General features: G+C 61.3%; 8 protein-coding genes. 6 read left to right on the top strand and 2 right to left on the bottom strand.

The window, feature by feature from the left end; translation table 11 throughout:
- Nucleotides 1–339 precede the first annotated feature (339 nt).
- Together ACFCU0_RS14280 and ACFCU0_RS14275 are read left to right on the top strand one after the other, a co-directional pair.
- Nucleotides 340–1,539, top strand: coding sequence for a helix-turn-helix domain-containing protein (locus ACFCU0_RS14280; RefSeq protein WP_434974356.1), 1,200 nt, complete (start codon nucleotides 340–342; stop codon nucleotides 1,537–1,539).
- Nucleotides 1,427–1,891, top strand: a complete 465-nt coding sequence (locus tag ACFCU0_RS14275) for a type II toxin-antitoxin system PemK/MazF family toxin (protein WP_434974355.1) — start codon at nucleotides 1,427–1,429, stop codon at nucleotides 1,889–1,891. Before ACFCU0_RS14280 ends, ACFCU0_RS14275 begins: the two co-directional genes overlap by 113 nt.
- Nucleotides 1,892–2,021: 130 nt before the next feature.
- Here ACFCU0_RS14275 and ACFCU0_RS14270 read toward each other — a convergent pair whose 3' ends face one another.
- Nucleotides 2,022–2,708: a metal-dependent transcriptional regulator gene (locus tag ACFCU0_RS14270; RefSeq protein WP_434974354.1), complete on the bottom strand. Its 687-nt coding sequence runs from the start codon at nucleotides 2,706–2,708 to the stop codon at nucleotides 2,022–2,024.
- 571 nt (nucleotides 2,709–3,279) lie between these two features.
- On the opposite strand from ACFCU0_RS14270, the gene ACFCU0_RS14265 reads away from it, so the two are divergent.
- From ACFCU0_RS14265 to ACFCU0_RS14250, 4 genes are all read left to right on the top strand, one after another.
- Nucleotides 3,280–5,334, top strand: coding sequence for a DUF3857 domain-containing protein (locus tag ACFCU0_RS14265; protein WP_434974353.1), 2,055 nt, complete (start codon nucleotides 3,280–3,282; stop codon nucleotides 5,332–5,334).
- A 95-nt stretch (nucleotides 5,335–5,429) separates the two neighbouring features.
- Nucleotides 5,430–7,421, top strand: a complete 1,992-nt coding sequence (locus tag ACFCU0_RS14260; RefSeq protein WP_434974352.1) for a DUF3857 domain-containing protein — start codon at nucleotides 5,430–5,432, stop codon at nucleotides 7,419–7,421.
- 45 nt (nucleotides 7,422–7,466) lie between these two features.
- The gene (locus tag ACFCU0_RS14255) at nucleotides 7,467–9,413 is read left to right on the top strand and encodes a DUF3857 domain-containing protein (protein ID WP_434974351.1); all 1,947 of its coding nucleotides are present in this window, start codon (nucleotides 7,467–7,469) and stop codon (nucleotides 9,411–9,413) included.
- 170 nt (nucleotides 9,414–9,583) lie between these two features.
- On the top strand, nucleotides 9,584–12,247 hold the full coding sequence (locus ACFCU0_RS14250; protein WP_434974350.1) for a M14 family zinc carboxypeptidase: 2,664 nt from the start codon (nucleotides 9,584–9,586) through the stop codon (nucleotides 12,245–12,247).
- Nucleotides 12,248–12,260: 13 nt separating this feature from the next.
- On the opposite strand, the gene ACFCU0_RS14245 is transcribed toward ACFCU0_RS14250, so the two are convergent.
- On the bottom strand, nucleotides 12,261–13,058 hold the full coding sequence (locus ACFCU0_RS14245) for a DUF4397 domain-containing protein (RefSeq protein WP_434974349.1): 798 nt from the start codon (nucleotides 13,056–13,058) through the stop codon (nucleotides 12,261–12,263).
- Nucleotides 13,059–13,400 lie beyond the last annotated feature (342 nt).

Genomic DNA, 13,400 nt, shown 5'->3' with positions numbered 1-13,400 from the left:
CTCTTGGAGAGTCGGCGTAGGAGCCTTTCGAACCCTGGATCGCTCGTCCAGTCTTTCAGACTGTTCCGAACTATACTTGCTACTCTACTGCGAATGGCCGGCGTGAATCGAACGGCCGTTTTTTCAATGACTCGATCGAGAATCCGACTTCTCCTAAACCGCTTCCATGCTTCTTTGAACCCTTGTGTAACCACTTGCTGCGCAAACCAGGCACCGAGAGCTATCGACGAGGATGAAATTGGGTCTGGCATTTAGTATCCAACTTTCAGTTGACAATATTTATCGTGATTAATAACGTTGTCAACCAATGGTTCCGACGTAACTTCACATAGACCCGCTATGGACGACGTACAGGGAGGTCGCATTCGGCAGTTTCGCATGGCCCGTGGGATGACGCAGCAGGATCTCGCGGACGCCACCGGCGGACTCGTCACGAAGCAATCCATCTCGAAATACGAACGCGGCAAGAGTCAGCCGTCGGTAAAGGTGCTGCGGGCGTTGGCGAACGCCTTCGACGTGAAGATCGCGGACCTGGCGCGCAAGCCGGACGCTGAGGTGGAGTTCATCGCGTACCGCAAAGGCTCGAAGCTCGGCAAGCGAAAGCAGGAGCAGATCCAGAGCATCGTGCTGCGCAAGCTGGAGGACCGCCTCCGCGTTCAGGACCTGCTTGGACAGGTGCGCGAAATCAATCTGCCCATCCGGCACTGGAACGTCACGTCGCCGAAGGATGCGGAGAATGCAGCTAAAGAGCTCCGGGCGCTCTGGGACCTGGGCAGCGACCCCATCGCCAACGTGACGAGCACGCTGGAAGAGCGTCACATCTACGTAATCTCGCTCGATGCGCCGGACAAATTCGACGGCATCTCGGCCCTCGCCCATGATGAGTCGGATGAGCACATCGCGGCCGCAGTGGTCTGCCAGGATGGACGTCCCGGAGAACGTCAGCGGCTCAACCTGGCTCACGAACTCGCTCACCTCGTCCAACGCGTCGAAGAATCCGACGACTTCGATGAAGAGAAGGCGGCTTTCCGACTTGGCGCCGCATTCCTGGTGCCGGAGCAAGCGTTAAAACGAGATGTCGGGACGCGACGGCAAACCATCCAACTCAAAGAACTTCTCCTGCTCAAAAAGCGGTACGGCGTCAGCATGCAGGCGCTTCTGTATCGTATGAAGGACCTGGAGATCATCTCGGCCCACCACTATAAGCAATGGTTCATCCAAATCAGCAAACAAGGCTGGCGGACATCTGAACCAGAGGAGCTACCACGCGAAACGGCAGACTGGTTCCGGCGTAGCGTACTTCGTGCCTACTCCGAGGAATTGCTCCCAAAGAAAGAGGCAGAACGGATGCTCAACGAGCGTATTGAAACTAAGACAGAAGATGAAGCACTAATGCGTCGCCGGGAGTTCATGAAGCTGTCTCCGGATGAGAGAGGCAAGATTCTTCGTAAGCAAGCTGAAGATATGGCATCGTACTACGAGGAGCACGAGGAGGAAACCGACGAATTTCAGGGAGGAGATATTGTTGAGTATGAGTAACTCCGTGGATCCCAAGCGTGGCGAGATCTGGCTGGTCAATTTGGACCCTACACGCGGCGATGAGATCAATAAAACCCGACCGGCTGCTGTCATCAGTTCAGACACCATACGAACTCTTCGACTACGGCTTGTAGCTCCGATTACTGGCTGGAATCAGCGCTTCTCCCGTTCCTTCTGGCATGTCCGACTTATCGCAGACCAGCAGAACAATTTAGACAAGGACTCCGCTGCCGACATGATGCAGGTTCGGAGTTTAGCCTTGCCGCGATTCGTAAAGCACATCGGACGATTGCGCAATGCGCAAGTTGAATCAATGGTAATCGCCCTCGCTGCCGTCACGGAGTACCAGTGATTAGAACGCCGCCGTCTTGCGTTTTTCCAGCGGGAACGCAAACAATAATCGCCGCTCTCTGCCTATCACAGCGGGAGCGGCGATTTTCTTTTGTCGCATAAACAATCGCACAGAACGCAATGCCTCGACCTCACCTCTCGTCGGCAGATACATCACTGCTTACGAATACGGCTGCGGCAACCGTCCTCCCGACGACCTCCGTCCGGGGTCCATCGGGCGTGTGCACGGTAAGCGTGAGCGGGCCGTCGAACGGGGCGCGATCCTCGACGTCGACGCGCGTTCGCGGCATCAGGCCCAGGTCTTCGAGATGATGGAGGAGCTTCGGGTCGGCGTCCTCCAGGTGGTGGACCTGCACGGTCGTGCCGGCCTCGACATGGGCCAGCGGGCGGGCACGCACCTCGGCGACGGTACCGTCCCGCGCGGGGATCGGATGCCCGTGCGGGTCGTGCGTCGGATAGTCGAGCAGTTCCTCCAGCTTCGTCTCGAACTCCTCGGAAATGTGATGCTCCAGGTGCTCGGCCTCCTCGTGAAGCTGCTCCCACGAATAATCCATTACCTCCTTCAGGTAAAGCTCCAGCAGGCGGTGATGCCGGATAATCTCCAGCGCCACCTTCGTCCCCGCCTCCGTGAGCGTCGCGCCCCGGTATGATTCGTAGTCGACGAGGCCCAGCTCGTCGAGCCGCTGAACCATATTGGTCACCGAAGCGGACGACACCTCCATCACGTCGGCCACGGCACTGGTGGTGACGGGCGGCTCGTGACGCGCCTGCAGCTTGTAAATGGCCTTGAGGTAATCCTCAACGGTGGGGCTCAGCATGATCCGTTCGGCGATGGCACGGTCGAATGGGTCGTCGGGCGAACCCGTTGCGACGCTCCTTTGATCCGCGCTGCGACATCGTTCGGCATTGCAGTCACAGCCTCCGGCACCGCCAGGGCGACACGCGTTTCGACGCCTCCAAACCGACCCCCGGTATGAATCCGTCAGGGCCTCGATGATCGTTCGATGCCCTTCCCTTCCCCGTATACATACACCGTGCGATGCTTTTGCCCATCTTCAAATACATCTCTCTTCGGCTCTTTTCGCCACCTTGCATGTAGGGTTTCTGTCAAATATATTACAAACGTGCAACTACGTCAGCGAGGTGACCGAAGTATTATTTTTTATTCAGTGTTTTTAACGGAACAAGTAGTGAGTGTTTTATTCTGCCACTACGCACTTCCGTACCTCTACGTCGACCTTCCAGGTTCGATTGAGGCCGGAGAAGCTGGTTTTCGAAACCGTCTGACCGGTTCGCATCGGATCGTTTCTGACCTCGTTGCGCCAGTAGTCTCTCTCGTGTCGTGTCCACGCCCACGACATCTCCGTCCGTTTCGCCTAATCCGTACCTATGTTTTTTGAACACTTTCCTGATCGTGGCTTTGCCCCGTCTCTGATCGCATCCGCCCTTCTTGCGGCATGGATCGGGGTTTTTAGCACGCAGGCACAGCCGATCGAACCGGTCGCCGCCGAATGGGGAGAGGTCGCGCTCAAGGACCTTCAGCGGACCGCACACCCGAGCGACTCGAACGCGACGGCTATCATCCTCTCGGACGTCGGCGAGAGCTCGCTCCGGCGCACAAACGAGTGGTCGTACGAGCGGGAACGCCGCGTTCAGCTTCTTTCGGAGTCTGCCTTCGACACCCACGGGAAGCACTCGATCATCATCCGAAGCGAATTCGAACGCGTCAAGGACATCGAGGCGCGTACGTACGTCATCGAAAACGGTGAGGTGAAACGATACGAACTGGACGATGACGACATCTTCGAGGAGGAGATCCGCAAAGGACTCGAGCGGGTCTCATTTACCCTGCCGAACCTGGAGCCGGGAGCCATCATCGAATTCAAGTACGAGATCCGAAGCGACCCGGCCTTTCTTCAGGCCTGGCGGTTTCAGGGAACGGAGCCCACCGTCTTTAGCCGGTACACGGTCAAAATCCCGGAATTCCTGAAGTATGCGGTTCTCGGGCGAGGCAGTGCCCCCTTTTCGAAGCAGGATCGGAAGAAGACGTATTCGAATCTGTCGAATCAGATCGGGGCCACGGAGTACGTGTGGGAGATGCATAATGCGCCTGCGATCCGGGCGGAGGCATACATGACAACGCCGGACGACTACATCCGGTCGATCGACTTCCAGCTCAAGGCGATCGTGAACCCGCGGACGTCGGAGCGCCAGGAAATCATGACCTCGTGGAAAGATCTTGCCGTGGATCTCATGGGGACGTTCCGCTTCGGTCGCGAGCTTGGTCGGCACCACGAGGTGCGAGATCTGGCGGAAGCAACCGTGGAAGGGCAAGACACCGCGGAGGAACGCATGCAGGCGATCTACCAACTCGTCCAGCAGCGGGTATCATGGAACGGAAATCAGCGGTTCACCCTCAGCCGGAGCCTCGACGAGGTCCTCAAGAGCGGCAGGGGTACGAGCGCCGAGATCAACATGCTGTTGTGCTCAATGCTGCAGGAGGTGGATGTCAATGCCTACCCGGTGCTGATCAGTACACGAGGTCACGGCATGATGTCGCCGTCGTACCCCTTTACACGCCAGTTCAACGAGGTCATCGTTGCGGTCAAGGGCGAGGACAGCTACACGTTTCTGGATGCCACGAGCCCACACCGTCCGCTCGGCATGCTTCCGTCACGCGCGCTGAACGGGCAGGGGTGGCTCGTGGACACGAAGTCGCCGACCTGGCTCCGCATCCCGCCGACCGGCGCAGCGGTACAGAATACGCTGATCCGCGGTTCGCTGTCGCCCGACGGCACGGTGTCTGGCCTGATTAACCTGACGAACGAATCGTACGCCGCCGCGGCTTACCGAAGCCGAATCGATGAAACCTCCGCTGAGGAGGTGGTGCAGAATGACGTGTTCACGTCGGAGGTCCAGCTCTCAAGCACCCGCGTCAAGAACCGATCGGCCCTGAACGCGCCGATCGAGATTCAGTCGTCTTTCTCTCTGCCCTCCCACGCCCAGGCGTCCGGCGACTTCATGTACGTCAAGCCAGTCATCGCCAATGCGATGCTGGAAAACCCGCTGAAGGCGCCGGAACGGTCGTTCCCCGTCGACCTGTCGTACCCGCAGGACTACACGTACACGTTGTCCCTTCAGCTTCCGGATGGCTACGTCGTCGAGGAAATGCCAGAAAACCGCCGCGCCCGCCTGGATGGTCAGGCCGGCGCGTTCGTTCGGGTGATCCAGGAATCTGCAGGCTCCATAACGATGCGCCTTCAGATGGTGCTTCGGGAGACGACGTTCCAGCCGGACGACTACGACATGCTCCGGGATTTCTTTGCAGAGTACGTCGCGACCCACGCCGAACCGATCGTCCTGAAGAAAGCAGCCACAGCCGAGCCGGCGGCCCCCTCGCGTTCGGCAGACGATCCCGCGGACTCCTCCGACGGAGATCGGTAACGTACCGCTCACATCACCGGGGCCCGACCGGAGCCGCGGTAATCCGATTCACCATCCGGTCCATCGCACGATTATCTTTCTCCCCTTCGTTTCATATGTCGTCGCTATCGGTTCATCGGGTCGCCTCCGCGCTCGTTCTCCTCCTTCTCACCGCACTCGGCCTCTCCCCGTCGCACGCCTTCGCTCAGGTTCTGGAGCCCGCCCCGGCCGAATGGGGGGAGATTCCGGAATCGCTCCTCGATCTGGATGCGCACCCGAGGGACGAGAACGCGGCCGCCATCATTGTCTCGGACGTCGGTGAAACGGAGATGCAGCGGAGCGGGAAGCTGATCCTCTCCCGCGCCACGCGCGTCAAGATCCTGACGAACGCCGGCGTAGAGGAGCACGGCACCGTCGAGATTCCGCTGCACGAGTTCGAATCGGTCCGCGACATCGAGGCGCACACGGTCGTTCGCCGGCCAGACGGATCGATCCAGCGGATAGAGTTGGAGAAAGACGATGTATACGAAGAGGAGATTACCGACGAACGCCACTCGGTCACCTTTACAATGCCCGCGCTCACACCCGGCGCGGTGATCGAGTACCGCTACGAAGTTCTCTCCGATGACGTGCTCTCGCTTCCATCCTGGAACTTTCAGTCGAGTGCACCCACAGTCTATTCCTCTTACGCCGTGCAGGTGCCCCCTGGAATCCATCACACCTATGATGTTCAGGGGAAGCCCTCGTTCGTGGTCGACGAGGAAGATACGGTCCTCGGTTCCTTCGGCCGGGAGACCAAACGCCGGTGGGTCGTCGAGAACGTTCCTGCCCTTCGCCCAGAGCCGTTCATCAGTTCGGTTGAGGACTTCCGGCAACGAATTCGTTTTCAGATCAAAGGCATCTCACTGGGCGGCTACGAACCGATCCTGCCCACCTGGGATGCCCTTGCGGACGAACTGCTCGACCATCGGATGTTCGGCAAACAGCTCGAGCGCTACGATGACGTGGAAGAGGCGACGCTGAAAGCGACGTCCGAGGCCACGACAGATGCCGACAAGATCGAGGCCGTCCACGCATTTCTGGCGCGGAGCCTTCGCTGGGACGGGACAGATCGCGTCCTCGCGGAAGAGGATCTCGACGATGTGCTGTCCCGCGCATCCGGCTCTCGTGCTGAGATCAACCTCCTGCTCTGCTCGATGCTACGGTTCGCGGGCCTCAACGCTCACCCGGTCTTAATCGGTACGCGCTCGTATGGTCGTCCGAGCTCAATCATGCCGTTCGTCCGGCAGTTCAACAGCGTGGTCGTGGCCGTCAAGGCAGACATGGACTACCGCCTCATCGACGCCACCGACCCGTTCCTCTCGAGCGACCTGATACCCGAGGAGACGCTGAACCTCATCGGATGGATCGTCCACGAGAATCAGCGGTGGTTCAAGGTGCGCCCGCCGGGAATGGACGCACGCAAGTCGCTGGTCCGGGCAACCCTCACGGAGGACGGCACCATCAACGCCTCCGTTCAAATACAGCACCGTGCGTACGCCGCAGCGGCCAGCCGAGAGAGTCTTTCGAGGGCGGAGCCGGCGGAATGGCTGACGCAGGCGGTTCTCGCCCCGGGCGCGGAGGTACAGAAGGCATCCGTGGAGGGACGAGACACGCCAGCCGAGGCGCTGACGGCGAAGGCCACGACGACGCTTCCGGCCTATGCCCAGGTATCCGGTGCTCGAATGTACGTCCATCCACGCATCACGGACCGACTCGAGAAGAACCCTTTCAGCGCGGAGGAGCGCCGCCTAACGATCGATTTTCCCTACCCGGAAACAGAAACCTATACGCTGACGCTCGCCGTTCCCGACGGGTATAAGGTGGACGAGCTCCCCGAGAATAAAGCGGTCCGTCTGGGCGAGAATGACGCGATCTTTCAGCGCATCACGAGCGCGACCCCGACGGGGATCAGCATGCAAATCCGATTCACGCGCCGCGCTCTTCGATTCGACCCATCGGTGTATGACCGACTGCGTTCATTCTATCAGGAAATGATCGACATGCAGAACGAACCGATCATCCTGCGCCGCATCACGGCCACATCGGGCGACGCTTCCTCTCCGTGACGCCGCGCCGCCCACGCGCCTCCCCCACCGGATGCCCCGACCTCGATGTTCGACCGACCCGTTGTGTTCCTCCTCTCCCTCCTCCTGCTGCTGGTACCGAACGATGCCGCTGGCGCCATGCCCGACGGACGGACCGCTGCCGACCCGATGTACCCCGTGAGCGAACTAGAACCGTCGTTTGTGAAGGGGGCGGATGCCGTCGTCCGCCTCGATAAGCGGCATCTGACCCTCAAGAGCCGGGAAGAAGCTGTGTACGCGGTGCGACGGGTCGTCACGGTCTTCACGCCGGAGGGGCGGGAATTCGGCCAGATGAGCGTGCACCATGATCGATTCAAGGATATCGCCTCCTTCGACGGGGTGATCCGGGACGCGAGCGGCGAGGTCATTCGCGACATGGATGATGAAGACCGGCATGATGTGAGCCTGAGCCGGGGTAGCACGATAGCGACGGATAGCCGGCTGCGATATGCGCAGCTCTCGCACTCGACGTACCCGTACACGGTCGAGCTCGAGTACAAGGTGGACTACGAGGGGTATTTTATCCTTCCGACGTGGCAGCCGCAGCCCGCGCCCAGCGTCCCGGTTGTGGCGGCGGAGTTCAAAGTCAGCACGCGCGACGATCTCCCGTATCGGCACGCGGTCCGGAATGCCGAGATGGACGTGGAAACCGCTCGAGACGGCGAGGAGGAGCACACCATCTGGTCCATGGCACAGATTCCCTCGTCGTCGCCGGTGATTTACACCCGCGGCTGGAACCACCGGGCGCCCCGGCTCCATCTCGCCCCGACACGCTTCACGATCGATGGCCGAAGAGGCGAAAGCCACAGCTGGTTGGATCTCGGCGCCTGGTATCGGTCACTCTGGGCCAATCGAACACTGCTCCCACCGGAATTGAAGCGAAAGGTCGACGAGGTGCTGGCCGAAAGCCGTTCCACGCGCGAAACCGTGCGAACCCTCTACACCTACATGCAGGACCGAACGCGCTACATCAGTGTCCAGCTCGGCCTCGGCGGCTGGAAGCCGTTTTCTCCCGAATACGTTCACGAACGTGGCTACGGTGACTGTAAGGCGCTGACGAATTATCTGTGGGCGATGCTCGACTACGCCGACATCGACGCGGCGCCGGCCCTAATTTATCGCTCCCCGACACCGGCACCGTTCCTCGAGGACTTTCCCTCGAACCAGTTTAACCACGTCGTGCTTACCGTTCCGACCGAAGAGGATACGCTCTGGATCGAGGCAACCAGTAAACAACTCCCCTTCGACCAGGTCCATCTCGGCATCGCCGATCGGCCCGCTCTGCTCCTCACATCCGATGGCGGAAAACTGGTGCGCACTCCCTCCGGTACGGCTGAGGACAATGTCCTCTCCCGATCCACGGATATTGCTGTGAAGGCGAACGGCAACGCGCAGGTCGTCACGACCACGCATCGAACGGGTGCAGCCACCTATCGACTCCGGCATCAGGCCGCCACGTGGACACCGAAAGAAGCCGATCGCTTCGCCGCCGGGCGATACAACGTCCCAAACGTTCGCGTGACGTCCGTCGATGTCCGCGGCATCGACTCGAGGGCAAAGGACCTAACATACGTCATCGAAAGCCGGCTGCCGCGCTTCGCCAGCTCTATGGGGTCGCGCCTGTTCGTTCCCCTATCGCCGATCGGCCGATCTCGCACTGTGCCGCCCACCGCCGAACCGGAGCGGGAGATCCCCTACTACATGAGCCGGTATCCGCGTACGATTATCGATACCACGACGTACCGGATCCCGGAGGGCTACGTTGTGGAGGCCCTCCCGGACTCCATGACCGTAGAGACCGCGGTTTCCAGCCTCGCGGCACGTGTAGAACGAACCGGGGAGGGGTTTCGACAGATCCGACAGATCGTGTACGAAACCACGGACATCCCCGTCGAACATTATGAGAACCACCGCACTCTGCTCAAGGCCCGTGTACAGCACGACCGTGCACAGGTCGTGCTGGTGAAAGAATAGTTCCACCTCTTTGACGGGTTCCACGCCGCTAGACCATCCCTCGGCGCGCTATTGGTTGCTCACGTCATCGCCGTGTTGAAATCACGGAACGGCGTATCCGGTCACTTGCGGATGCTGTGCCCATCGTGCACTTTGAGGGTCGGTTGTCTTTTCTCTCCGCCCCTTCCGGTATGCGCACCTCCCATTCGCCCCTCTTCCCCCTCACGCTACATCGACCGCATCTCCTGCTGCTGGCAGGTGTCCTTCTTGCTCTCGCCCTCGGGCCGGCATCAGCATACGCGCAGGTTCTCCCGGGACAGGTCCCCGACCACTATTACTTCCCGGCCGACACGACCTTCGACCCGGACATCCCCTCTCCGTCCGAATTCCTCGGCTACGACGTCGGGACCTACCACACGCGGCACGACCGGATCGTCGCCTACTTTCGAGAGCTGGCGCGCCGGTCCGATCGCGTTGCCCTCCGAGACATCGGCCGAACGAACGAGTTTCGCCCGATGATATGTGCGATCATCACGTCGCCGCACAATCACGCCAACCTGGAGTCGCTTCGCCGCAGCCATCTCGCGCTCAGCGATCCGTCGGCATCCGAGCCCGACATCGAGCAACACCCGGTGGTCGTGCAACTCGGCTACGGCGTGCACGGCAACGAGACGTCGTCGAGCGAGGTGGCGATGCTCCAGGCATATGCCCTGGCTGCCGGGCAGGGTGAAGTAGCCGAGCAGCGACTTCGCGCGGGGATTTTCCTCGTCGAACCCGTCCTCAACCCTGATGGACGAGACCGGCATACGCAGTGGGCCAACATGCACCGCGGCGACCCGCTCGTCGCCGACCCACTCGACCGGGAGCACAACGAGGCATGGCCGGGCGGCCGAACCAACCACTACTGGTTCGACCTTAACCGCGACTGGCTGCCCCTCACCCAGATCGAAAGCCGCAACCGGGTGGCCTTCTACCACCGGTGGCGACCCAACCTCGTCACGGACGTTCACGAGATGGGGACGGACAATACCTACTTTTTCGAACCGACCGAGCCAGTCGACTCATGGAATCCGCTGGTCCCGGAACGGGTCTACACCGACCTCACGGCTCCCTTCCGGGATGCCTACGCCGGGACGCTGGACGACATCGGGACGCTCTACTTCACCAAGGAGATCTTTGACAACTCCTACCCCGGCTACGGCTCGACCTACCCGAACATGCAGGGCGGCCTTGGTTTCGTGTTCGAACAGGCGAGCGCTCGCGGCCACATCCAGCAGAGCGACAGCCGCCTGGTGACTTTCCCGTACACGATTCGGAACCAGCTGCGGACGTCCATGGCCACGGTGAAAACCGTGATCGAGGAGCGCGAGACGCTGCTGCAACACCAGCGCGACTTCTTCACCTCCGCTCTGGCGGAGGCCGACGACTTCCCCGTCTCGGCATACGTGTTCGGCGACGCAGACAATCCGGCGCGGACTCGCTCGTTCCTGGACCTGCTCCTGCGCCATCAGATCGATGTCTACCAGCTCGATCAAAACGTCGAATACAACGGCACGCAGTTTTCCTCCGGCACCGCCTACGTGGTTCCCACGCGGCAGGCGCAATACCGCATGGTCCGCACCATGTTCGAACGGGTCACCTCCTTTGCCGACAGCGTGTTCTACGACACCTCGGCCTGGTCTATGGCCCTGTCCTACGGACTCCCCCACCACGGCATCGATCGCGGTCCGGTGCCTCGTGGCGAACAGGTTACGGAAGTGCCGACAACGGACGGTCTCGGCGAGGTGCCACGAAGTTCATACGCCTACCTGGTCAACTGGACGGAGGACCCTGCCGCGAACGTGCTGCACACCCTCCTCGCGCACGACCTGACAGTCAAGGCGGCCTTCGAACCGTTTGAGGTGCAGACCGCGAACGGGCCGGCCGCCTATCCCCGCGGGTCGCTGCTGCTTCCGATTCAGCCACAGTCGATTTCCACCGACAGCCTCCACCGGATCGTGGAAGCGACCGAGCGAACCGCCGGCATGAATATCGACGCCGTCCCGACCGGCTTCGCACGGAGCGGGGTCGACCTCGGGAGTCCGGCCTTCCGGCCGATCGAGCATCCCCGCCCGCTGATGATCGTCGGAGATGGCGTCTCCAGCTACGAGGCCGGCCAGGTCTGGTACGTGCTGGACACCCGCGTCGACATGCCGATCACGAAGGTCGACCGGACGGACCTCGGCCGCGTCCACCTGCCGGACTACAACACGCTGGTGATGGTTTCGGGCCAATACAGCGACCTGCCCGCAACGTTCGTCGAGGACCTCCGCCGCTGGATCGAGGCGGGCAACACGCTCATCACAATCCGGGGCGCAACGTCCTGGGCTGTGACATCAGGACTGGTGAACGATACCACCCTGATCGACAACCTCGACACGCTCCCCGCGACGCCAGCCGGGGCCGAAGACGACGGCCCGACCCGGTACGATTATGCGTCTGCCGCCGACCGGCGCGGGGCGCAGCGCATCGGCGGGGCCATCTTCGAAACGGACCTCGACATCACGCACCCGCTCGGCTTCGGATTCACTCGCCGACGGGTGCCCGTGTACCGGGATCACGAAACGGTCCTCCCCCCGACGAGCAATCCCTTCAGTACCGTCGCGCAGTACGTCGAGACTCCGCGATTGAGTGGCTATGCGTCCGATTCCAACCGCGACGCCCTGGCCGGAAGCGCCTCGCTCGTCGTCGATCAGGTCGGGCGTGGGCGCATCGTACTGTTCGCCGACAACCCGAACTTCCGCGGCATGTGGCCGGGGACCGGGCGGCTCTTCTTCAACGCGCTCTTCTTCGGGTCGCAGATCGACGCTCCATGAGGTGACGCGGGGACTACTCGCGAATAACGAGGACCCCTCCCTCCACTCGGCCGCTCCCGGCGGGCACGTTTGCAATGAGGGTGGTCACATAGTCGCCGTCGGACACAGGCACGTCCGTCGACGGGCCGAAGACCTGCTCGTACAGGACGTCCGTTTCACCGTCGTCGGTGATGCTGAGAGCGAGGCTGTCGGACGGCACCGTGTTCACGGTGAAGCCGCCGAATCCCTCCTGAAGCCGTGAGCCGGTATCGTCCGCAAACGCGATGCGAGACACCAGCGACGTGATAGGCGCTATGGAATCGGAGGGCGGCTGGAAATGCAGGTCGACGGCACCGTACGTCGACTCCACGGCCGACGACGCGTGGATCGTGCGGAAGCCGTACTCGCCCGACTCCAGTGTCGGAAATTGATCGGGGAAGATGATTCCGCCGAGCGTGCCCTGCGCGGGAAGCCGTGCGAACACCACGGTGTACTGCCGATCCGGCTCGAGAAAGCTCGTACCGGTTTGCTGCTCGATCAGGATCGTGCCGGACTGCGACTGAACCTGGACGAGATTGTTGACGCCGGTGGGAACGTCGACGTACTCCGTTGTCGGGGGCGAGGGTACCGGGCTGCCCACCTCGAAGTCGACCTCACTGGCGATCGTGTCACCGTTGACGACAATCGTGACGGTGCCGAAGTCCGGGGCGGCATGCACGAATCGAAGATCCGCCGTACCGGTCGGCGAGCTGCCGCCCGATGTGCCGGTGTCACAACCAACGAGAAAAGCCGACAGAGCAGCGATGGTCAGAAAAAGAAAAAGGTGCCTCACAACAGGACAGGGGAAAGGAAGGAAATAGCGTATGCGGGTTCCCGTACGACCGCTGCATCCAAAAGATCACGTACATCTCGGGGATCCCGGCTCAGATCGATACAAAAAACGGGCCCTCCCCGGTTGCCGGAGAGGGCCCGTCGAATCCGGCGATGACAGTCATCGCTGATTAGTTGGACGGGGCGCTTTCAATGATCGCCTGGGCGCCAACCGCCAGAGGTTGTTCAGCACCCGGCACGTCCGCCGCGATGCCGGTCACAAACTGACCTTCAGAGATCGGCAGTCCGCCGTCGCCTCCGATCGGTACTTCGAGAGCCGGCTGCGTCGAATCACCGGCCGCAG

The organism is Longibacter sp. (assembly GCF_051155795.1).
Taxonomy (GTDB): Bacteria; Bacteroidota; Rhodothermia; order Rhodothermales; family Salinibacteraceae; genus Longibacter.
This window is presented reverse-complemented; position numbering and strand designations above follow the sequence as displayed.